This window comes from Amycolatopsis sp. NPDC059021 (assembly GCF_042739895.1).
In the GTDB taxonomy this organism is placed as follows: Bacteria; Actinomycetota; Actinomycetes; order Mycobacteriales; family Pseudonocardiaceae; genus Amycolatopsis.
Window position 1 is genome coordinate 44,444 of the sequence record NZ_JBHYIQ010000009.1, and the last position, 20,329, is coordinate 64,772.

20 protein-coding genes are annotated in these 20,329 nt (G+C 69.5%); 11 read left to right on the forward strand and 9 right to left on the reverse strand.

The window, feature by feature from the left end; translation table 11 throughout:
• Positions 1-94 precede the first annotated feature (94 nt).
• Together ACFWX1_RS07585 and ACFWX1_RS07590 are read right to left on the reverse strand one after the other, a co-directional pair.
• A complete protein-coding gene (locus ACFWX1_RS07585) occupies positions 95-1,195 on the reverse strand; it encodes an acetate/propionate family kinase (RefSeq protein WP_378384896.1) in 1,101 nt (366 codons plus the stop codon).
• Between the two features lie 79 nt (positions 1,196-1,274).
• Positions 1,275-1,682, reverse strand: coding sequence for an Hsp20/alpha crystallin family protein (locus ACFWX1_RS07590; RefSeq protein WP_378384898.1), 408 nt, complete (start codon positions 1,680-1,682; stop codon positions 1,275-1,277).
• Between the two features lie 162 nt (positions 1,683-1,844).
• Here ACFWX1_RS07590 and ACFWX1_RS07595 point away from each other — a divergent pair, with 162 nt between their 5' ends.
• Positions 1,845-2,708: a universal stress protein gene (locus ACFWX1_RS07595; RefSeq protein WP_378384900.1), complete on the forward strand. Its 864-nt coding sequence runs from the start codon at positions 1,845-1,847 to the stop codon at positions 2,706-2,708.
• Between the two features lie 669 nt (positions 2,709-3,377).
• Here the strand turns inward: ACFWX1_RS07595 and ACFWX1_RS07600 are convergent.
• The 7 genes from ACFWX1_RS07600 to ACFWX1_RS07630 form a co-directional block, all read right to left on the reverse strand.
• Positions 3,378-3,902, reverse strand: coding sequence for a hypothetical protein (locus tag ACFWX1_RS07600; protein ID WP_378384902.1), 525 nt, complete (start codon positions 3,900-3,902; stop codon positions 3,378-3,380).
• Positions 3,903-4,107: 205 nt separating this feature from the next.
• Positions 4,108-5,643 (reverse strand): long-chain fatty acid--CoA ligase, encoded by a 1,536-nt coding sequence (locus ACFWX1_RS07605; RefSeq protein WP_378384904.1) that lies wholly within the window; start codon positions 5,641-5,643, stop codon positions 4,108-4,110.
• Complete coding sequence (locus tag ACFWX1_RS07610) at positions 5,643-6,935, reverse strand: MFS transporter (RefSeq protein ID WP_378384906.1); 1,293 nt, start codon at positions 6,933-6,935, stop codon at positions 5,643-5,645. The genes ACFWX1_RS07605 and ACFWX1_RS07610 overlap by 1 nt, the downstream gene beginning before the upstream one ends.
• Positions 6,936-6,974: 39 nt before the next feature.
• Positions 6,975-8,339, reverse strand: a complete 1,365-nt coding sequence (locus tag ACFWX1_RS07615; RefSeq protein WP_378384908.1) for an alpha/beta hydrolase family protein — start codon at positions 8,337-8,339, stop codon at positions 6,975-6,977.
• Positions 8,340-8,359: 20 nt separating this feature from the next.
• On the reverse strand, positions 8,360-8,818 hold the full coding sequence (locus ACFWX1_RS07620) for a MaoC family dehydratase (RefSeq protein ID WP_378384910.1): 459 nt from the start codon (positions 8,816-8,818) through the stop codon (positions 8,360-8,362).
• The gene (locus tag ACFWX1_RS07625; protein WP_378384987.1) at positions 8,815-9,699 is read right to left on the reverse strand and encodes an amidohydrolase family protein; all 885 of its coding nucleotides are present in this window, start codon (positions 9,697-9,699) and stop codon (positions 8,815-8,817) included. Before ACFWX1_RS07625 ends, ACFWX1_RS07620 begins: the two co-directional genes overlap by 4 nt.
• Positions 9,700-9,706: 7 nt before the next feature.
• Positions 9,707-10,618, reverse strand: a complete 912-nt coding sequence (locus tag ACFWX1_RS07630) for an SDR family oxidoreductase (RefSeq protein WP_378384912.1) — start codon at positions 10,616-10,618, stop codon at positions 9,707-9,709.
• 102 nt (positions 10,619-10,720) lie between these two features.
• Between ACFWX1_RS07630 and ACFWX1_RS07635 the strand changes: the two genes are divergently transcribed.
• The 10 genes from ACFWX1_RS07635 (at position 10,721) to ACFWX1_RS07680 (ending at position 20,139) form a co-directional block, all read left to right on the forward strand.
• On the forward strand, positions 10,721-11,575 hold the full coding sequence (locus ACFWX1_RS07635) for a PaaX family transcriptional regulator C-terminal domain-containing protein (RefSeq protein ID WP_378384914.1): 855 nt from the start codon (positions 10,721-10,723) through the stop codon (positions 11,573-11,575).
• A 233-nt stretch (positions 11,576-11,808) separates the two neighbouring features.
• Positions 11,809-13,041, forward strand: a complete 1,233-nt coding sequence (locus tag ACFWX1_RS07640) for a hypothetical protein (RefSeq protein ID WP_378384916.1) — start codon at positions 11,809-11,811, stop codon at positions 13,039-13,041.
• A 67-nt stretch (positions 13,042-13,108) separates the two neighbouring features.
• The gene (locus ACFWX1_RS07645) at positions 13,109-13,612 is read left to right on the forward strand and encodes a LuxR C-terminal-related transcriptional regulator (protein WP_378384918.1); all 504 of its coding nucleotides are present in this window, start codon (positions 13,109-13,111) and stop codon (positions 13,610-13,612) included.
• A gap of 112 nt (positions 13,613-13,724) precedes the next feature.
• Complete coding sequence (locus ACFWX1_RS07650) at positions 13,725-15,125, forward strand: MFS transporter (protein WP_378384919.1); 1,401 nt, start codon at positions 13,725-13,727, stop codon at positions 15,123-15,125.
• Positions 15,110-15,868 carry an SDR family NAD(P)-dependent oxidoreductase gene (locus tag ACFWX1_RS07655; RefSeq protein ID WP_378384921.1) on the forward strand — a complete coding sequence of 253 codons (759 nt, stop codon included), beginning with the start codon at positions 15,110-15,112 and terminating at the stop codon, positions 15,866-15,868. Before ACFWX1_RS07650 ends, ACFWX1_RS07655 begins: the two co-directional genes overlap by 16 nt.
• A gap of 65 nt (positions 15,869-15,933) precedes the next feature.
• The gene (locus tag ACFWX1_RS07660) at positions 15,934-16,677 is read left to right on the forward strand and encodes an IclR family transcriptional regulator (RefSeq protein WP_378384923.1); all 744 of its coding nucleotides are present in this window, start codon (positions 15,934-15,936) and stop codon (positions 16,675-16,677) included.
• 64 nt (positions 16,678-16,741) lie between these two features.
• Positions 16,742-17,215 (forward strand): MarR family winged helix-turn-helix transcriptional regulator, encoded by a 474-nt coding sequence (locus ACFWX1_RS07665; RefSeq protein ID WP_378384925.1) that lies wholly within the window; start codon positions 16,742-16,744, stop codon positions 17,213-17,215.
• 404 nt (positions 17,216-17,619) lie between these two features.
• On the forward strand, positions 17,620-18,585 hold the full coding sequence (locus ACFWX1_RS07670) for an NmrA/HSCARG family protein (RefSeq protein WP_378384927.1): 966 nt from the start codon (positions 17,620-17,622) through the stop codon (positions 18,583-18,585).
• 20 nt (positions 18,586-18,605) lie between these two features.
• Entirely contained in the window at positions 18,606-19,349 is a 744-nt protein-coding gene (locus ACFWX1_RS07675) for a 3-oxoacyl-ACP reductase family protein (protein ID WP_378384929.1), read from the forward strand.
• Positions 19,350-20,007: 658 nt separating this feature from the next.
• Positions 20,008-20,139, forward strand: a complete 132-nt coding sequence (locus ACFWX1_RS07680; RefSeq protein ID WP_378384931.1) for a hypothetical protein — start codon at positions 20,008-20,010, stop codon at positions 20,137-20,139.
• Positions 20,140-20,329: the final 190 nt, after the last annotated feature.

Genomic DNA, 20,329 nt, shown 5'->3' on the forward strand with positions numbered 1-20,329 from the left:
TATATGACACACCTTTTGTGCACCGCAATCCGTGGCTCCGCTGCGCCGCACCCCGCTTTGGCGGCGCGACACCTTCCGCGCCGCCATCGCCGTTTCAGCGCACCCGTGCCGGCGCCAGCACCTGCTCGGCTCCCCTGGCGAGTTCGAGATCCTCCCTGGCCCGCAGGATCAGCGCGGTCACCGCGGCATGGTCCGGGCTGACGACCCGGTCACCGTCCGCGGCACACCGGCCCTCGTCGACCTCGACGCCCAGTAGCCCCAGCCCCTCCGCCAAGGTCGCGACCAAGTCCGGCTGATACTCGGCAACACCACCGGTGAACACGATCGCGTCCAGCCCCGGCAGGCTCATCGCCACCGCCCCGATCTCCCGCCGCAACCGATGCAGGTAGACCGCGAGCGCGAGCACCGCGTCGGGCTCGCCCGCCGACGCCGCGGCCCGCACCTCGCGCAGATCCCCGCTGGTCCCGCTCATCCCGGCCAGTCCCGAGTGCCGGTACAACGCGTCGGCCATCCCGGCCGGTGACATCGACGCCGTTTCCATGACGTGCAGCAGCAACCCGGGATCGATCGACCCGGACCTCGTGGCCATCGCCGGGCCCTCCAGCGGCGTGAACCCCATGCTCGTGTCGACACTCCGGCCACCGTGGATCGCGGTCACCGAGACCCCGGCCCCGAGATGGCAGCACACCAACCGCGCGACGCCGGGATCGAGCCCCAGCATCTCCACAGCCCGGCGCGCGACGTACTGGCAGGACAGGCCGTGGAAGCCGTAGCGACGCAGCCGTCCCTGCCGGGTCCACTCCCTCGCCAGCGGATAGTGCGCCGCGGCCGCCGGCAGCTCGACGTGGAAGGACGTGTCGAAGCAGGCGACCACCGGAATCGCCGGGCACGCCCGCCGCACCGCACGGGTGAGGGCCACCGACTGCGGCTGGTGCAGCGGAGCCAACCGGCCAAGCCGCTCCAGCGCGTCGAACAGCTCGTCGTCCACCAGTACGGGTTCGCCACGGGATCCTCCGTGCACGAACCGCACCGCGACCGCCTCGACCTCCCGCCACCGCCCGAGCGCGTCGGCGACCACCTGTTCGTCCACGGTGGACGATTTGGTCTCCCAAGCCGACCGTCCCACCGCCGTCCCATCGGCGACCATCGCGGCTTTGAGGCTCGACGAGCCGGGGTTGAGGGTGAGCACACGCATCGTGACCTCCTCGGCTTGCTGACACACACGACGCCGGGCGGGTCGGCCGGCTGGCCGTACCCGCCCGGCGTGTCGGGTTTCAGGACTTCGTGACGTCGATCTTGACTTCCTTCTGCCGCGCCTGTTCGTCGTGCGGCATCGTGATCTCGAGAATGCCGTCCACGTAGCTCGCGTTCACCTTCGCCGCGTCGACACCCTGCGGCAGGGCGACCGTGCGGCTGAACTTCCCGTAGAAGAACTCACTACGGCCATGGGAGATCTCCCTGGCCTCCCGCTCGGCGCTGATGGTGAGCAGACCGTTGTGCGTGGTCACCGAAATCTGCTTCTCCGGGTCGAACCCCGGCAGCTCCGCGCGCACGACGTACCTGCCGTCCTCTGTGGACTCCTCGATCCGCACCGGGTTGTGCTCGGCGAACGGCCACGGATTCTCCAGCCAGGCGGCGATACTCGGCAAGGCGAAGCGGGGTGTCGGTACCAAAGCGACCATGATCCTTTCTCCTTCGTAGCGGCGCTGTTCCCATCTCCAGACAACCGCGTACCCCGCGACCGCGAAGCAGCCCAAAGTCCCCGGCCACAGGGACCAACGACCATCGCAGCCCACGCACGCATGCGCCTACCGTCGGGAAGCACCAACAGACGGGAGCGCGACATGAGCACCGCAGCGATCATTGTCGGCGTCGACGGCACACCCGGCTCGACGCAAGCGGTCTCCTGGGCCGCCGAAGCCGCCGTCGACCGCGGTGCCCCGCTCCTGCTCGTCCACGGCCTCGGCATGTCCGAGCTCTACCGCGGCCAAGTCGTCCCACCACCCGAGCACCTCGTCATCGAGTTGCGCAACCGCGGCCACCAGATGCTCCGGCAAGCCCGCGATGTCGCCAAAGCAGCCGAACCTCGGCTCCAGCTGTCCGACGACTCCGCCGAATCCGCGCTGATCGGGCTTTCCGGCGACGCACGGATGATCGTGCTCGGCGCGACCGGCAACACCCGGGTCACCGCCGCCTTCGGCCGCTCGGTCACCCTCGCCCTCGCCACACACGCCACCTGCCCCGTGCTCTCCGTCCGCGGCGACGAACTCCCCGACAGCCTGCCCGTGGTCGTCGGCGTCGACGGCAGCGCCCTGTCGGAAAACGCCGTCGACACCGCGTTCGCCGAAGCCGCCGCCCGCGGCACCTACCTCGTCGCCCTGCACGCCTGGGGCACCGACCAGACCACCCGCGTCTTCGGCGAAGTCGCCGCCTACTACGACTGGGCCCCCTCCGCCGACAGCGAAGCCGAAGTCCTCGCCGAACGCCTCGCCGGACGACGCGAGCACTACCCCGATCTCGACGTCCAGCACGTCGTCGTCCGCGACGACCCCCGCACCGCCCTGCTCGACTGGAGCCACAAGGCCCAGCTGATCGTCACCGGCAGCCGCGGCCGCGGCGGATTCACCGGACTCCTCCTCGGCTCCACCAGCCAAGCCCTGCTGCACCACGCCGCCTGTCCCGTCCTCATCGCCCGAAGCACTCATTGACCGCCGAGGCCGGAGCGTCGGCTCGATCGCGGTACTGCGGTCCGCAGCGGAAGGCAACAGCCACGACCCGCCGCCATGCCTCCTCGAAACTCAGCGCTGACAAGCCATGGACTCCAGCGTCTACTCGAGTGACGGATCGTGATCCAGGCCGTTACACAGCATCCATTCGACACTGTTCGACGCAGCGGGGTTTCCACCCCTTGACCAGCTACCTCTGGGCCAGCTGGTCGATGGCGCTACTTCGTGTCTCCGACACGCCGGATGGCTCGGGGCGGCCGTCTGGCGCACCGACCACCTGCTCATCGAGCACATGCAGTTCGAATCGCGACGTGTCGAAGCCGCCTGCGTCCCAGACGAGGTCACTGTCCCCGAAACGCCATTCCCGCCCAGAAGCCCGCTCCCGGAGCAACCACCCCACAACCGCCTCCGCTCGCCGTCCACCACGCACACACGACACTAGAACATGTGTTCGACAAGGTCTCCCGCTGGGGTCTCATGCGAGCCGCGACCCAGGTGGAGCCCGACACTCAGACCAAGTGCAGCGCCACAAGATAGCTACATCTTCCGAGGGCACGCCCCTAGCTCGGGCGCTCGCCGTTCCCCTGATGGGCTATCAGTTGCCAGAGACGATCACGGACCCGCTCAGCAGCCAGACTCGCCCGGCGAACCTCATTCCGTCGCCTTCCGTGGGCGGCCGCCGCCTGCGCCTCGGCCTGGTCGTGTGCGTTCCCAGGCTTCGATCTCGGCGACCTTGGGCAGGTGATCACTGGCGGCAAACGCTGTCTCGCTGCAGTGAACGCGGGATGTACGGACCGCGGGCACGAGGTCCGTAGCGACGCGGACATGGTCGATGTCGCGCGGGCCGTACGGGTCGCCGGTGGGCCAGTACCCGGCTGTCGAGGCGAACGGCATGTCGAGCACCGCTCCGGTGTCGTGCAGGCCGCCGGCGAACAAGACGCCCCCGGCGGTGCGGTCGGCCCGGTGAATCCGGTGGCCGGTGCGCGGGTCGTAGCGCCACGTGCACTGCCAGACCAACGCGCCGTACCAGTCCTGTCCCGCATAGGGGTCGGCGGCGTGCCAATCCCACCGTCCGCCTGCACGGCGGATCCGATCCCCGGTGATGCTGTTGGAATCCGACCCGACGAACCCCGGCGGTCGATCATCAGGGCGAGTCAGATCATTGCTTCGTGGCACCACTCGCTGATTCGTTCAGCGGCAATACCTCTGAAGACCGGCTTGCCTTGCCCCTTAGGTATGTCGTGAGATACGAGGTGGCTTCGGAACTTGTTTGGTACCGCCTCTGAACAAGCCGTTCATGATCAACTGGCGGCCGCATCCGTCTTCCACCGGCCCCCACCAGGCAAGATCACGAAGTCCGGTAGGAGTACTGGCCGCGGGATCACCCGTGTGGCGACGAGTTCGACCGTTGTGTGGTCGCCCGCAGCCTGTCCTTCCGGACCTTGCCCGAACCGGTCCGCGGCAGGGCGTCGCGGACTTCCAGATGTACCGGGATCTTGTACTTGGCCAGCCGGGAACGCAGGAACTCGCGGAGTCCGTCCCGGGTCAGCCGGGTGCCCGGCCGGCACACCACGTACGCCTTGCCGACCTCGCCCCATTTCTCATCGGGGACGCCGACCACGGCCACCTCGGCGACCGCGGGGTGCTCGAAGATCGCGTTCTCGACCTCGGCCGGGTAGACGTTCTCGCCGCCGGAGATGAACATGTCCTTGACCCGGTCGACGACGTAGAGGTGGCCTTCGTCGTCGATCACGCCCATGTCGCCGGAGCGGAACCACTCGTCGTCGGTGCGAGACGCGGCCGTGGCTTCCGGGTTCCGCCAGTAGCCAGGGCTGACGTTCGGGCCGCGGACGAGAACCTCGCCCGGTTCGCCGGGCGCGACGTCGGTGAGATCCGGACGCACGACGCGCACGCTGGTGAAAAACGCCGGGACACCGGCAGAACCCGTCTTCCGGAGGCTTTCGGCCGCTTCCAGGAAAGTCGCGCCGGGCGCGGTCTCGGTCATCCCGTAGCCCTGGCAGAACACCAGCCCGCGTTCCTGGTAGGTGCGGATGAGTACCTCGGGAACCGCGGCGCCTCCGGACATCACCATGCGCACCGAGGACAGGTCGGCGCCGGGCCACCGCGGTGATCCGGCGAAGTCGGCGAACATGGTCGTGACCCCGAACATCCAGGTGACGCGGTGCTTCTCGATCAGGTCATAGCACGTGTCGACGTTCCATCCCGGCGCGATCACCGAACAGCCGCCCTTGGCGAAGGTCGGGAGCAGCGTCTGGTTCAGCGCGGCGACGTGGAACAGCGGCGCGCTGATCAGGGCGCGGTCGTCGGCGGTCAGGTCGACGCCGACGAGCACGTTGCAGGTGTTCCAGACGATGTTCCCGTGCGTCAGCATGGCGCCTTTCGGCCGCCCGGTGGTGCCGGAGGTGTAGAGGATGAGCGCGACGTCGTCGAGCCGCACGGGCACGTCGATCGGGGTGTCCTCGCCGCCAGCGAGCCAGGGTTCGTACTCGGCCTCGCCGGGCGCGGGTCCGGCGAGGGCGACGACCTGGGCGGGGTGCTCACCGATTCCCCCCACCGTCGCGGCGCATTCCGGCCCGTAGACCAGCACGGCCGGGCCGGAGTCGCCGAGCTGGTAGGCGATTTCCGGCGCGGTGAGCCGGAAGTTCAGCGGGACGAAGACGCCGCCGAGCCGGTGGGTGGCGAACATCGTCTCGACGAGTGCGAGGTGGTTCGGGCCCAGGTACGCGACCCTGCTCCCCGGCTCGACACCGGCCGCCTGCAACCGGGAGGCGAGCCGGGCGGTGCGGCCGGCGAACTCCGCGTAGGTGAACGCGCTGCCGCCGAACACGAACGCGGTGCGGCCGGGGGTCATGAGTGCCCGCCGGACGGGCCAGCCGCCCAGGCCTTCGTTGCGCATCAGTGCGTTCCCTCTTTCTCCGGCGTGGCTTCCACGGCATTCAGATCCTGACGGCTGGTTTCCCGCAACGACAGCACGCAGAACGCGGCCAGCACGCAGAACGCGGTGATCGTGGCGGATATCGCGCCGGTGTTCCGCAGCTGCGCGAACAGCAGCGGCGCCAGTCCCCCGCCGAGGCTGGCGAGCTGATAGCCGAGCGAGACACCCGTGTACCGGGACCGGGTACTGAACAGCTCGGTGTACAGGGCGGCCAGCGGGCCGAACATCATCGGGTGCACCACGCCCTGCCCGAGCACCAGCGCGAGGACCAGCAAAGCGCCGCTGCCGCTGTCCACCAACGGGAACAGCACGAAACTGAACACCGCCATCGCGCACGCCCCGGCCAGCACGACCGGCCGTCGGCCGATCCGATCGGACAGCGCCGACCACGCGATGATGCCGGCGACGGCGAACGCCGAGGAGATCGTGATGCTGTTGAGCACGGTCTGCCGGGTGAAGCCGACCTGCACGCCGTAGGCGAGCACGTAGGTGGTCAGCGTGGCCTGGGCGACGAAGGCCGCGAGCCCGGTGCCGATGCCGAGCAGGAGCGCACGCGGACGGTCGCGCAGCACCTCGAGCAGGGGCGGGCGGCGCAGGTCGTGTTTCACCGCCTGGAACACCGGAGGTTCCTCGACCTTCAGCCGGACGAACAGTCCCGTCACCAGCAGTGCGATGCTGAGCAGGAACGGAATGCGCCAGCCCCAGGCGAGGAAGGCCGATTCGCCGACCGCGGCGGCGGTCCCGGTCAGCGCCGCCGTGGACAGCAGCATGCCGCAGGGCGCCCCGGCGTTGGTGAAGCCGGCACACAGGCCCCGCCGGGAGGTGGCGTGCTCCGCCGACATCAGCACGGCGCCGCCCCACTCGCCGCCGACAGCCACCCCCTGCAGCACCCGGAGCAGCACCAGACCGACCGGTGCCCACGCGCCGATCTGCCGGTACGCCGGCAGCAGCCCGATCAGGAAACTGGCGGCCCCCATCAGCACCATCGTCAGCACCAGCATGCGCTTGCGTCCCACCCGATCCCCGAAGTGCCCGAAGATCAGGCCGCCGAGTGGCCGGGCCAGATAGCCGGTGGTGAACGTGCCGAGGCTGGCGATGGTCGCCACCCACGAGTCGAGGCCGGTGAAGAAGACCTTGCCGAAGACCAGAGCGGAAGCCGTTGCGTAGAGCAGGAAATCGTAGTACTCGATCACGCTTCCGAGGAAGCTCGACGCGACAGCGCGGCGAAGTTGCGTGGATCTGCGATCGGACATGGCCGGAACCCTCTTCGTCGCGGGTGGGACCAAAATGGACTAATGCTGGGCACTGGCGAGGTCGAACGGACGCGGGTAGGGAGCGGGCCGGTAGCGGATGTAGGCGTGCGCGACGCCGGGCTGGGCCGCCGTGGCCTTGGCGTTCATCGCGGCGGGACCGGTGTCGCCCCATTTTCCGGTACCCACCCGGTCCTCCACCGTGTGCAGCGCGGCCAGCTGTTCCCCGGCGGTGAACGTGCAATGCCCCGCGCGGTCCACATAGGACTGACGCAGCAGCCGCGACGACCCAGCCTCGGCGACGGCGTCGTGGTAGGCGCTCTCCGCCTGCACCGGCACCAGGCCGTCACCGGTGGTGTGGATGTCCAGCTGCGGCTTGGTCAGCTTTCCGGTGAAGGCCACGTTGCGCTTCATGTAGCCGACGGCGTGGGGGTCGGCGCCGATCCGCGGGCTGTTCGCCAGTGTGTCGAGATCGCCACGCAGCGAAAGACCGGCTGCCTTGTAAAGGGCCTCGACCTCGGTCGAGTACGGCGAACGCGCCAGCATCCTGCTGTAGTCGACGCCGGTGTTCCAGGACATGTTTCCCCCGGCTCGGGTTTCGGCCTCCTGGCGCCAGTTCATCGCCGCGGTGAAGAACCGCGTGAAAGCTTGGTACTGGTTTTGCTGCTGTGCAGGCCAGTCGTGCTCGGCCGGCCGGGGCTGGCCGGGGTCGTTGTAGCCGGGGATGTTGTGCAGCGCGGCGGCCAGCGCGAGCCGTGCCCTGCCCTGCGGGGTGTTCTGGGCGGTGTTCACCACACCGGTCATCGTGGCGGCGGCATTGGTGGCGGTCGCCTGGTCGCCGAGTCCGGTCAACGGCACCGAGGTATCCGGAGCCAGCAGAGTTTTCACCGCGTACGCGGCGTCGAGGGTGCTGTTCCAGTTGGCGACGCCGCCGTGCACCAGCCCGCACATCGCGAGCGAACCGTCGATCCGGTCGGGATGATGTTCGGCGATGGCGGTGGTGACCAGGCCGCCGTAGGAGGTGCCCCAGGCGATCGTCCGCCGGGCCGCGCCGAAGCGCGCGGTGAACACGTCCAAAGTGGACAGCTGGTCGGGCACCGCCTGTTCGACGGCCCATCCGCTGCCGGCGTAGGACGAGCCGATGAGCGCGTAACCCTGCTCGAGCGCCACGCCGGCGACCGCGGTGCTCGGGGCGTCCTCGGCGACGTTGGGCGCGCCCGCCGGGTGGTAGCCGTGACTGTAGAGCAGCACGGTGCCGTTCCAGTTCCGCGGCACGTCCATCATCCAGGCCGCGCCGTCGGCGAGCTTTCCCTCATAGTGGCCCTGATCCGCGGCCGTCGCCGGTGCGGCGGCGGACAGCACGAGCGTCGCCGCCGCGGCGCAGGTGAGGAGGATACGGGAAGTCATCTGCGTTCTCCTCGGCCGGTTCAGGCGTAGTGGCGGTAGACCGCGCGGGCGACACAGGCGGGTTTCGCGGCGCCGTCGATCTCGACGGTGAAGTCGAGCGACATCTGCACACCGTCACCGGGGACCGGCTCGACCGAGGCGACCTTACCCGCCGATCGGATCTTGTCGCCGACGCGCACCGGGTTCGGGAACCGCACCTTCTCCAAGCCGTAGTTGACGCTCATGCGCACACCGGCGATCTCGAGCAGCTCGCCGAACAACGGGATCAGCAGCGACAGGGTCAGGTACCCGTGCGCGATGGTGCCGCCGAACGGCCCGTCCTTGGCCCGCACGGGATCGACGTGGATCCACTGGTGGTCGTCGGTGGCGTCCGCGAAGATGTCGACACGGTCCTGGGTGATCGCCATCCAGTCCGTGTGCCCGAGATCGCGGCCGGGCAGGGTGGAAAGTTCCTCGATGCCTTGGACGGTGATGGTCATGGACGTTCTCCCTCTTTCGTCAGGCCGAGAAGCCGGGCCGCGTTGGTCTTGAGGATCTTGGGACGGACTTCGGGCTTGATGTCCAGCTTGGCGAAGTCGGCGAGCCACCGGTCCGGGGTGAGCACCGGGTAGTCCGAACCGAACAGCACCTTGTCCTGAAGCAGCGAATTGGCGTAACGCACCAGCTGCGGCGGGAAGTACTTCGGCGACCATCCGGACAGGTCGATGTGGACGTACGGCTTGTGGGTGGCGACCGCCAATGCCTCGTCCTGCCAGGGGAACGACGGGTGCGCCAGGATGATCCGCAGTTCGGGGAAGTCGACGGCGACGTCGTCGACGAGCATCGGATTCGAGTACTTCAGCCGGATCCCGCCGCCACCCGGTACCCCGGCGCCGATCCCGGTCTGTCCACTGTGGAACAACGCGGGAACGCCCAGTTCCTCGATCACCTCGTACAGCGGGTAGGCCACCGGGTCGTTGGGCGCGAAACCCTGGATGCTCGGATGGAACTTGAAGCCGCGCACACCGTGTTCGGTCACCAACCGACGTGCTTCGCGCGCACCGGCCCTGCCCTTCCACGGATCGACGCTGGCGAACGGGATGAGTACGTCGGGTTGTCCGGCACAGCTGCGCGCTACCTCCTCGTTGGCGATGCGCGGATGTCCGGTGGCGTGTTCGGCGTCCACAGTGAACACCACGGCGGCCATCCGGCGTTCGCGGTAGTAGGCGGCCATTTCCGGGATCGTCGGCTGGCGGTACTCCCCTGCCTTGAAGTACTTCGCCGACGCCCCGATCAGCTCGGGGCTCAGCGATCCGTGGCCGTCCTCGGAGATCTCGGCGTGGGTGTGCACGTCGATCGCGACCAGGTCTTCGACGTCGATCGCCACCTCAGGCCCCCGCCGCCGCGGGCGCCGGAATGCCGTAGGTTTCCGGCTCGGCGCCCACCCCGGTCTGCCAGGACGCGGCGATCGCGTCCGCGCTCCAGCCACCGTCGGCGTAGGCCGTGGCCTTCTCTCGGGGATGTGCCCACAACGCCAGTTTGTCCCCGCCGATCCCGATGGCCTGCCCGGTCACCCCGGCGGACGCGTCCGAAGCGAGGAAGACGATCAAGGACGCGACGTCCTCGACCGTGCCCAGGCCTTCGCCCTTGCGCAGCCAGTCCGGAAAGGACTGTCCAGTCCGCTCGGCCTCGGCGATGACCGGCGCGAACGCGGGGATGGTCTTGGTCATCTCGGTGGCCGCCACCGGCACGACGGCGTTCACCGCGATCCCGGCCTTGGCCAGTTCCAGCGCCCAGGTGCGGGCCATCGCCACGATCCCCGCCTTCGCCGCGGCGTAGTTGGTCTGGCCGAAGTTCCCGCGCTGTCCGGCGGGTGAGGAGATCAGGATCAGGCGGCCGCCCGTGCCCTGTTCGCGCATGCGCACCGCGGCCGCGCGGGCGCAGGTGAACGTGCCGCGCAGGTGGACGTCGACGACGGCGTCGAACTCCTCGTCGCTCATCTTCCACAGCACCCTGTCCCGCAGGATGCCCGCGTTGGTCACCAGCACGTCGAGCCGCCCGAACCGCTCGACCGCGGCCGACACCAGCCGATCGGCGACCTCGGCGCGGCCGACCGGCGCGGCCACCGGCACCGCTTCGCCACCGGCGGCGGTGATCGCGTCGGCCACCTGCCCGGCCGCGTCGGCGTCCACGTCGTTGACCACCACGGCCGCACCCGCGGCCGCGAGCGCCTCGGCGTAGGCCCGGCCGAGCCCACGGCCCGCGCCGGTGACGATGGCGACTTTCCCCGCCAGATCCATGCGATGTCCTTTCTCCGCTTGCCTCGCCACCTCAAAGTAGGGCGAAATGGTGACGGCCGTCAAGATGATGCCCAACGTTCGATGGCCGATTAGGCTGAGGCCGTGACAGCCAGCCACGTCGACGACTCCACACCGGGCCACCTGGCCCGCCCCCAGTCCGTGATGCTCAACTTCCTCGGGCTCTACGTGCTCGGGCGGGGCACGGCCGTCTACTCCGGCAGCGTCATCGACGTGCTCGGCCGCGTCGGCGTGTCCGAAGACGCCGTCCGCTCGACACTCACCCGGATGACCACCCGCGGACTGCTGACCCGGCACCGCGAAGGCCGTCGTGCCTACTTCGGGCTGACCGCCCGCGCCACCGAAGTGCTCCTCGACGGGGAACGGCGGATCCACGACACCGGCGCGGTCAACCGGCACTGGGACGGCAACTGGACCCTGGTCGGCTTCTCGCTGCCCGACACCCGGCGAAACGAGCGGCACGATCTGCGTTCCCAGCTGCTCTGGGCCGGCTTCGGCATGCTGCAGAACGGATTGTGGATCGCGCCGGGAATCAAGGACGTCGCCGCGATCGTCGACGACCTCCGACTCGCCGGCAACGTCACCGTGTTCACCGCCCAGCACGCCAAGCCGACCGAGTCCGCCGAACTGGTCGCGAAGGCGTTCGACACCGAAGCCATCGCCGCGCGCTACCGCGCATTCCTGGACCAATGGGACATCCGGCGACCCTTCCCCTCGGCCACCGACGACCTGGCGCGCCAGCTGCTCCTGCACACCGGCTGGCTCGACCTGGTGCGCCAGGACCCGCACCTGCCCGCGGAACACCTGGCCGCCGACTGGCCCGCCATCCGCGCCGAACGGCTCTTCCACCGGCTGAACGAACGCTACCGCGCGAACGCGGCCCGCATCGCGGACGAAGTCCTCGACGTCATTACCGCGCCCGAGGCCAAGGAATCGTGAGCGTTCCCGGCGCCAGAACCGGGCGGAACGTTCACGAGCATCGGTAGAACTACCTAAACGCCTGCCTAATTCACCACACCTCGACGGCGAAACCGAACCGCACAAAAGCCGAATAACGCGGACGCTTTCCCATTACGCCCTTTTTCCCAGCACGTTTCCCGCCGCATCCGGTAATCTCGGCGCCGCATCCGCGGCCTTCACACCGCATCGAAACGTGTGATCGGAGAATTCCCGTGAACGGCACCAATAATCGTCGGCTGTGGTCCTTCGGGGCTGCGGCGATCGTCGCGGCGGCCGCGCTGACCGGTGGCTGCGCCGCCGCGTCCGGCAGCACGACCACCACGGTCACGGGAACTTCCGCGACCGCGCCGGGATGCCAGACCACCGCACCACCACAACAAACGCTCGACGGCGTCCGGGCGGCGAGCCTGACCGTCCCCGCCAACCCGTTCGGGCTGGCCTACGCGCCGTCCGGCCACACGGCGTTCGTCGCCCTCGGCACCCAGCTCGGAGTGCTGGACACGGACGCCTTCCCACCCCGGCTGGCGCGGACGGTCCCGCTCCCGTCCGCCGGCCTCGGCAAGGAAGGCGCCACCGGGCTCGCGCTGACCCACGACGGCCGTGCCCTGCTCGTCGCCACGGGTAGTGGCGCGATCGTGCTGGACGCGGCCAAGGCCGCGGCCGGTCAGCCGGACGCGGCGCTGGGCACACTCACCGGCACCGCCGGGACCAGCGCGATCGAGGTGACCGTCTCCCCCGACGACCGGTACGCCTTCGTCAGCCAGGAATACGGGAACACCCAGACCGGCGGCCGCGGCGCCATCGAGGTCTTCGATCTGCGCAAGGCACTCGACACCGGGTTCGGCCCCGGCGCCGCCGTCGGCGCCGTCGCACTGGGCAAGGCCGTGGTCGGCACCGCGCTCTCCCCTGACGGACGCCGGCTGTACGCGACCAGCCAGGTCGCGGCCGACGGCGGGCAGGGACAGCTCAGCGTGCTCGATCTCGCCACCCTGGAAACGAATCCCGGCAATTCCGTGCTGCGGAACGTACCCGCCGGCTGCAACCCGGTGCGTGTCGCCGCCGCGCCCGACGGGAAGACGGTGTGGGTCACCGCGCGGCAGAGCAACGCCCTGCTCGCCTTCGACGCCGCGACGCTGGTCACCACTCCCGGGCAGGCGCTGCTGACCTCGGTCCAGGTCGGCACCGCCCCGGTCGGGCTCGCCTTCGCCCGGGACGGCAGCCGGATCGTCACCGCCGACTCCAACCGCTTCGCCGCCCCCGGCGCGAGCACCGGGCTGACCGTCGTGGACACCCGCGCCGCGCTCGGCGGCAAACCCGCCCTCGGACGCGTCCCCACCGGCGCGTTCCCCCGCGAGTTCGCCCTCAGCCCGGACGGGAGCACCCTCCTGGTCACCGACTTCGGGTCCCGCCAGATCCAGGCTCTGGACACCGCGACCCTGCCCTGACGCCCCACCCGGGTGACCGGGCCGGTGTCGTGGCGGAGCTCTGCCACGTCCGGGGGCGGCGGTTAAGATGATCCCCCGATCACCACTGGCGGTGCCCGGCAATGACCTCGGCGATGACGTCGTCGTCGCTCCGGCGAAGCTTGCCCAGTACGACGGGATCCGGCTGTTCACCGCCCGCGCGCGGCCGGTGCTCACCTCCGCGCCGCGCACGGCGCCGGAGCGTCAGCAGACGCTGCGGGCCACCATCGACTGGACCCACGACCTGCGCTCCGCGGCCGAACGGCAGGTCCGGGCCCGGACGGCGGTGTTCGCCGGGTCGTTCGACGCGATCGACGGACTGCTGGACAAGTCCGTACTCTCCCGCGACGGCGACCTCGTCGTTCGCCAAGGCGTTCGCCGTGGGCCGCGCGATGGAGCGAGAACGGTCGCGAAAGGACAGTCCAATCGGGACATCGCGGCGGAGTTGGTCATCTCACCCCGCACCGCCGACGCCCACGTGCAGCACATCCTCATCAAACTCGGCTTCCGCGACCGCGCGCGGATCGCCGCCTGGGTCGCCCGGCGCCACTGAACGGTGCCGGGTGAAAGTGCTTGCCCGGCCACAGCTGTGCACATATTGCACAGCATGTGCACATATAGGTACAGTCGCGTTCGTTCGATGAGGTCGAGTCGAAGGGGACGCGATGTCGCAACCACGGCCCTCACCGCGATCAGGCGGTTCACCCGCTCCGGAACACCCCACCCCGTCCGGTGAGCTTGCCGATCGCACCCTGCGCAAGGTCCGCCGCCGGATCCTCCCGCTGGTCGTCGTGTTGTACCTGATCGCCTACCTCGACCGGAACAACGTCGGCTTCGCGAAGGCCGCGCTCGGGCGGGATCTCGGCCTCGACGACACCGCCTACGGTTTCGGCGCGGGACTGTTCTTCCTCGGCTACGTCCTGCTGGAGGTCCCGAGCAACGCCGGGATGGCCCGGTTCGGCGCGCGGAAGTGGATCGCGCGCATCCTGCTGAGCTGGGGAATCCTGGCCACCGCCATGACGCTGGTCACCGGGGCGACCTCGTTCGCCGCCCTCCGGTTCCTGCTCGGCGCCGCGGAGGCGGGCTTCTTCCCGGCCGTGGTGTTCTACCTGACACTCTGGTTCCCCGCTGCCCAGCGCGCGGCCGCGCTCGGGGTGTTCGTCCTCGCCCAGCCCGTGGCCAACGCCTTCGGCGCGCCGGTTTCGGGACTGCTGCTCACCCTCGACGGGGTGTGGGGACTGCACGGCTGGCAGTGGATGTTCCTCGTCGAGGGCCTCCCCGCCATCGTGCTGGGCATCCTGGCGCCACGGCTGCTCACCGACCGCCCCGCCCAGGCGACCTGGCTGCGCCCCGAGGAGCGCGAATGGCTGACCGGGGTGATGGACGCCGAGCTCGCCGCGAAGCGGTCGCGAGCCCGGCGTCCGTTCCTGGCCGGGCTGCGGGACCGGCGCGCGCTGGTCTACGGGTTACTGAACTTCGGGATGGTGTGCGGCGTCTACGGGCTCGGCCTGTGGTTGCCCGCCATCGTCGGGGCGCTCGGCCACTTCGGCACCGCGGGGCTCGGGCTCGTCGTGATGATCCCGTACCTGGTCGCGATTCCCTGCGTCCACCACTGGAGCCGCCGTGCCGACCGCACCGGGCGTTACGCCTGGCACGCCACGGTGAGCCTGGTTCTCGCCGCCGCAGGTCTGGCCGGCGCCGGTCTGACGCTCGGCGCGAGCCCGGTCCTCGCACTGGTCTGCCTCAGCGCGGGCGCCATCGGCGTCTATTCCGCGATCGCGCCCTTCCTGGCCATGCCCGCCGCGGTCTTCGCCGGCGCCGCCGCCGCGGCGAGTCTCGGCCTGGTCAACGCGCTGGGCAATCTGGGCGGCTTCGTCGCCCCGTACGTGGTCGGCCTGTTGACCCACGCGACCGGAAGCTCCCGCCTCGCGCTCCTGTTCCTCGCGGCCTGTCTCGCGTGTGCCGGCCTGCTCGGCCACCGCTACGCCCGGCACCGGCCCGAGGGCGCCCCTCGAGCCGATAATCCCCGCACAGCAAGGAGAACCCGTTCATGTCCACGTCCCTGACCGGCAAGACCGCTCTCGTCACCGGTGGCGGCATCGGCATCGGGCGCGCGATCGCCCTCGAATACGCCCGGGCGGGCGCGCGGATCGCGCTCACCTACCGTTCCCACGAGCCGGACCCGCACACCGTCGACGTCATCACCGAAGCATCGGGACGGCAACCCGTGCTCCTGTCCCTCGACGCGACCTCGGCCACCGAAGTCCCCCGCGCGGTCGAGACCGTGCGCGACGCGCTTGGCCAGGTGGACATCCTTGTCAACAACGTCGGCGGCCTCGTCCGGCGGGCGGGCATCGCGGAACTCGACCTCGACCTGTGGCGCACCGTCCTCGCGGTCAACCTCGACAGTATGTTCCTGTTCACCCACCACGCGCTGCCGCTCATGCCCGACGGCGGCCGGATCGTCAACGTCGCCTCGCTGGCCGGACGAACCGGCGGCCACTCCGGCGCCCTGGCCTACGCCACCGCGAAAGCGGCGGTGTTCGGCTTCACCCGCAGTCTCGCCAAGGAACTCGCCGCGCGCCGGATCACGGTCAACGCGCTGGCGCCGGGTTTCATCGAGGCCACCCCGTTCCACGACACCTTCACCACCGCCGAGTCCAAAGAGGACACGATCGGCACCGTGCCGCTCGGCCGGGCGGGTACCCCAGCCGACGTCGCGGGCCCGGCGCTGTGGCTCGCCTCCGCGCACGCGGACTACGTCACCGGCACCGTGGTGGACATCAACGGCGGCCAGCACTTCGCCTAGACTCGGTGCGAAATCTGCACAACGGGCCCGGAATCCGCACTCGGGCCAGGTGGAAGGCGGGCGGCGTGTCGCAGACGGTTCGCAGGGCGATCGACCTCCTCGAGTACTGCAGCCAGCGGCCACGCGAACTTCGCGAGATCGCCGAACTGTGGGGCGTACACCGCACGACCGCCCTCCGCCTGGTCCAGACCCTCATCGAGGGCGGATTCGTCCGTAAGGACGACAAAGGCCGCTACGGTGTCGGGTTCCGGCTCGCCGCGCTCGCCGAATCCGCCCTCGACCAGTTCGACCTGCGCACACTCGTCCATCCCTACATCAGGGACCTCTCCGAACGCACCGGGCACACCGTCCAGTTCGCCGTCCGGCAGGGCTCCCGAGTGGTCTACGTCGACAAGATCGAGCCACCCGACGCGATCCACCTCAACACCCGGATCGGCGGCTACGTCGTGGTGCACACCGCGGGCGTCAGCAAGGCGATCCTCGCGCACCTGCCACCGGAGCAACGCGACCGGATCCTCGACGAGATCACCTTCGAGAGGTACACCGACAACACGATCACCAGCCGCGCCGCGTTCGAACAGCGGCTCGACGAGGTCCGCGCCACCGGCTGGGCCTACGACGACGGCGAATACGAGCCGATCTCCAACTGCGTCGCCGCACCGGTGTGGGACCACGCGGGAAACGTGGCCGGAGGCATCTCCATCACCACCCTCAAACCCCAGGCCGACCTGACCGCGCTGAAGAAGCTGCTCCCCGATCTGCTGAAGACCACCACCGGCATCTCCGAAGAGCTCGGCTGGCGGCCCTGACCAGACGATTCCGGACAGCACACCGGCTGGTTGATTTATCAACCAGCCCTCCTAGGATGTGGGCATGACCCAAGGACCGTGGCTGAACGAGGCCGAACAGCGGGTGTGGCGGTCCTACCTGTCGATGAGGAACAGGCTGACCACGCACCTGGCCCGGCAGTTGCTGCGGGATTTCGGTCTCTCACCGCAGGACTACGAGATCCTGGTGTGCCTTTCGGAGACACCGGGACGCCGGATGCGCGCGGTGGATCTGGGACAGGCGACACGGTGGGAGAAGAGCAGGCTGTCCCGCCAGTTGTCCCGGATGGAGCAGCGAGGCCTGGTCTGCCGGGAACCCGCGCCCGGCGTCCGGTACCCCGAGGTGGTGCTGACCGAACAGGGCTTCGCGACGATTACCGAGGCCGCACCGGCACACGCCGCCGCGGTACGCGCGGTGTTCGCGGAGGCGCTCGCCGGCGAACAACTCGACCGGTTCGCCGAAGCGTGCGCCGCGATCGAAAACCGGCTCGACGAGGTCGAAGCCGACGACTCGCGCTGACCGGGTCGTACCAGCCAACAGGATCGGCCCGGGTTACCCCGGGAGGGTGACTGTCCGAGCCGGACGCGCATGAACGTCCACAACGGAATTACCGGCGGTTTCGCCCGATGAACCGGGCAAAGGCTCACCAAGCGCTCGAATTCCCGCTCGTCCCCCATCGCGTTTTGTCACCCGCGTTCAGCCGCGCACGGAGACACGCGAAGCCCGTGGCCACGGCAGAACGCGTGCCCCGTCCATGACGGAATCGGCGGCCTTGATCGACGGCCGGTTTCTGACTCTACTGACCCGAGATTCGGCAACGCCGCGCTCGGCACCGACGTCGTCGAGAAACGGCGACTGGTTGACAGATCAACCTGTCGGTCGTAGCTTCAGGGTGATACATCAACCTCAAGGGGGCTATTCCGATGAACGGACCGAAAATCATCGTGGTGGCCGGGGCCACCGGCTCACAGGGTGGCGGACTGGTCAGGGCGATCCTGGCCGACCCGAGCGGGGAGTTCGCGGTGCGGGCCCTCACCCGCGACACCGGTTCGGCCAAGGCGAAGGCGCTGGCCGAGCAGGGCGCCGAGGTGGTGCCAGCGGACCTGGATGACGAAACCGGCCTGCGGGAAGCCTTTGAGGGCGTACACGGCGTCTTCGCGGTCACCAACTTCTGGCAGCCACGCACGCCGGAACAGCAGCGGGCGCGCACGGCCGCGCAGAGGGAACTCGATCAGGCGGGCAACATCGCCCGTGCGGCGAAGGCCGCCGGTGCACGGCACGTGATCTGGTCGACGCTGGAGGACACCCGTCCGTTCTTCGGGCTCGACGGGTCCCGAGTGCCCACATTGGACGGTGATAGGTACACCGTGCCGCATTTCGACGCCAAGGCCGAAGCCGACGAACTGTTCCGCGCGGAGGGTGTACCGACCACCTTCCTGCGCACGACTTTCTTCTTCGAGGGCTTCTTCCGCCTCACCGCACCCCGCCGGGAAGCGGACGGTCACCTGGTCCTGGCCATGCCCATGGCACACGCACGGCTGTCCGGGATCGCCGCCGAGGACATCGGCAAGACCGCGCTCGGGATCTTCCGCCGGGGCGAGGAGCTGATCGGCCGGACGATCAGCCTCGCCGGTGACCATCTCACCGGCGAGGAATACGCCACCGCGCTGAGCGAAGCCTTCGGCGAACCGGTGACCTACCGGCCGATCGGCTTCGAGCAGATGCGCGCCGCCTCCGTCGAGATCGCCAACATGTTCCAGTTCTACGCCGAGAGCGAGAAGACCTTCATCGGCGACCGCGACCTCGACGCCGTGCGCGAACTCAACCCGGAACTGCAGACGTTCGCGACCTGGCTAGCAGCGCACAAGGACGCCGTTCCCCACGACTGAGCGCGGAAGGAACCCACACCATGCCCGGAATTCTCGCTGGACGCACCGCGCTGGTGACCGGCGGCTCACGCGGCATCGGCGCGGCGATCGCCCTGCGGCTCGCCCGCGACGGCGCCTCCGTGGCCCTCACCTACGCCACCTCGCCCCGCGCCGCCGACAAGGTGGTGGCCGACATCACCGCGGACGGCGGACGAGCCCTCGCCATCCGAGCCGACAACGCCGAACCCGACGAAGTACGCGCGGCGGTCGAAGCGACCGTACACACATTCGGCGGCCTGGACATCCTCGTCAACAACGCCGGGGGCGGACAGTTCACCCCGATCGACGAGATGTCACTGGACGATTTCGACCGGCTGTTCGCGGTCAACGTCCGTGGCGTGTTCACAGCGATCCGGGAGGCGGCCGGCCACCTCCCGGACGGCGGCCGGATCATCACCATCGGCAGCGTGTTCGCCGACCGGCATCCCTTCCCCGGTGCCGGCGGTTACGTCGCCGCCAAGGCCGCGGCCGCCGGGCTCACCCGCGGTGCGGCACGGGATCTCGCGCCACGGGGCATTACCGTCAATATCGTCCAGCCCGGGGCGATCGACACCGACGCCAATCCCGCAGACGGCGACCTCTCCGCCACGATGCTCGCCGCCACACCGCTGCACCGGTACGGCACCGGCGCCGAAATCGCCGGACTCGTCGCCTACCTCGCGAGCCCCGAAGCCGGCTTCGTCACCGGCGCCACCCTCACCGCCGACGGCGGCTTCACCGTCTGATCCGTCATGGGAAGTCTCGTCCGCACGCGACAGCGGTCATACGACACTCCGGTGCTTCACGGCACACCGCAGGAACTGTTCCAAGATCGGGTTCTGCCCGGCACCCGGCAAGCCGAATTCGTCAAGAAGCGTCGGAACTCGCCAGCTCCCCCGTTACCCCAACCTCGTTCCCCACAGCATGAACCCGTCCGGCAGCCGGCGTCGCCAAGGCGGCGGGACAGCGATGAGAAGCTCACCTGGGCACGCATCGGATGCTCGGACGCCCTCAGGGGAAACTCGAACACGCCGCTGATGAACGCGACAACCTCTCGGACACCATCAGAAATCGGCCCTGCGCCGCCGTCCAGACCAAACCCATTGAGAGACACACGCCTTGTCCGCGGGATCGGCATCAGCGATCACCTACCGTAAATCACCGAGCGCCGTGGGACCGACCGCGCCCACCCTGCCGGCGAGCACGGCCCGAACCACGTCGACGTCCTGGTCATCGGCGCGGGAATCTCAGGCATCCGCGCCCGCCCACCACCTGAAGTGCACGCGCCACGGCACCGCGAACTGCTCGGCAGGCACGAACGCCGGAGTCGCCGAGTTACGGCGGCACTTCGCCCGCGCGCACACCGATGCCGAAAGCGCCGGGAGAATCGCGAAGCAAGCAGGCGTGCGGACCCTCGTCCTCTGGCACCTCATCCCCTACGACCTCGACGAGCACGAGTGGATCAGGCAGGCGAGCCACCACTTCGACGGCGAAATCCTCGTTGCCAGAGACCTGATGCGGATTCCCGTCGAGTAAGACGCCGTCTCAGAATCGCCGCCCGACCGGTAGTGGCACACCGTCCGATCATCGCGGCCTTAGAAAGCCGACGGCGTCTTGGTCACCGCGCACCCGCTGGAAGTGGGGGGGCGGGCGGCGCGGCGGGCGGGGCGCCCCCGCGCCCGGCGCGACTCGCGCGCGCACAGCGCCGAGAGGCGGCCGCGGGCGG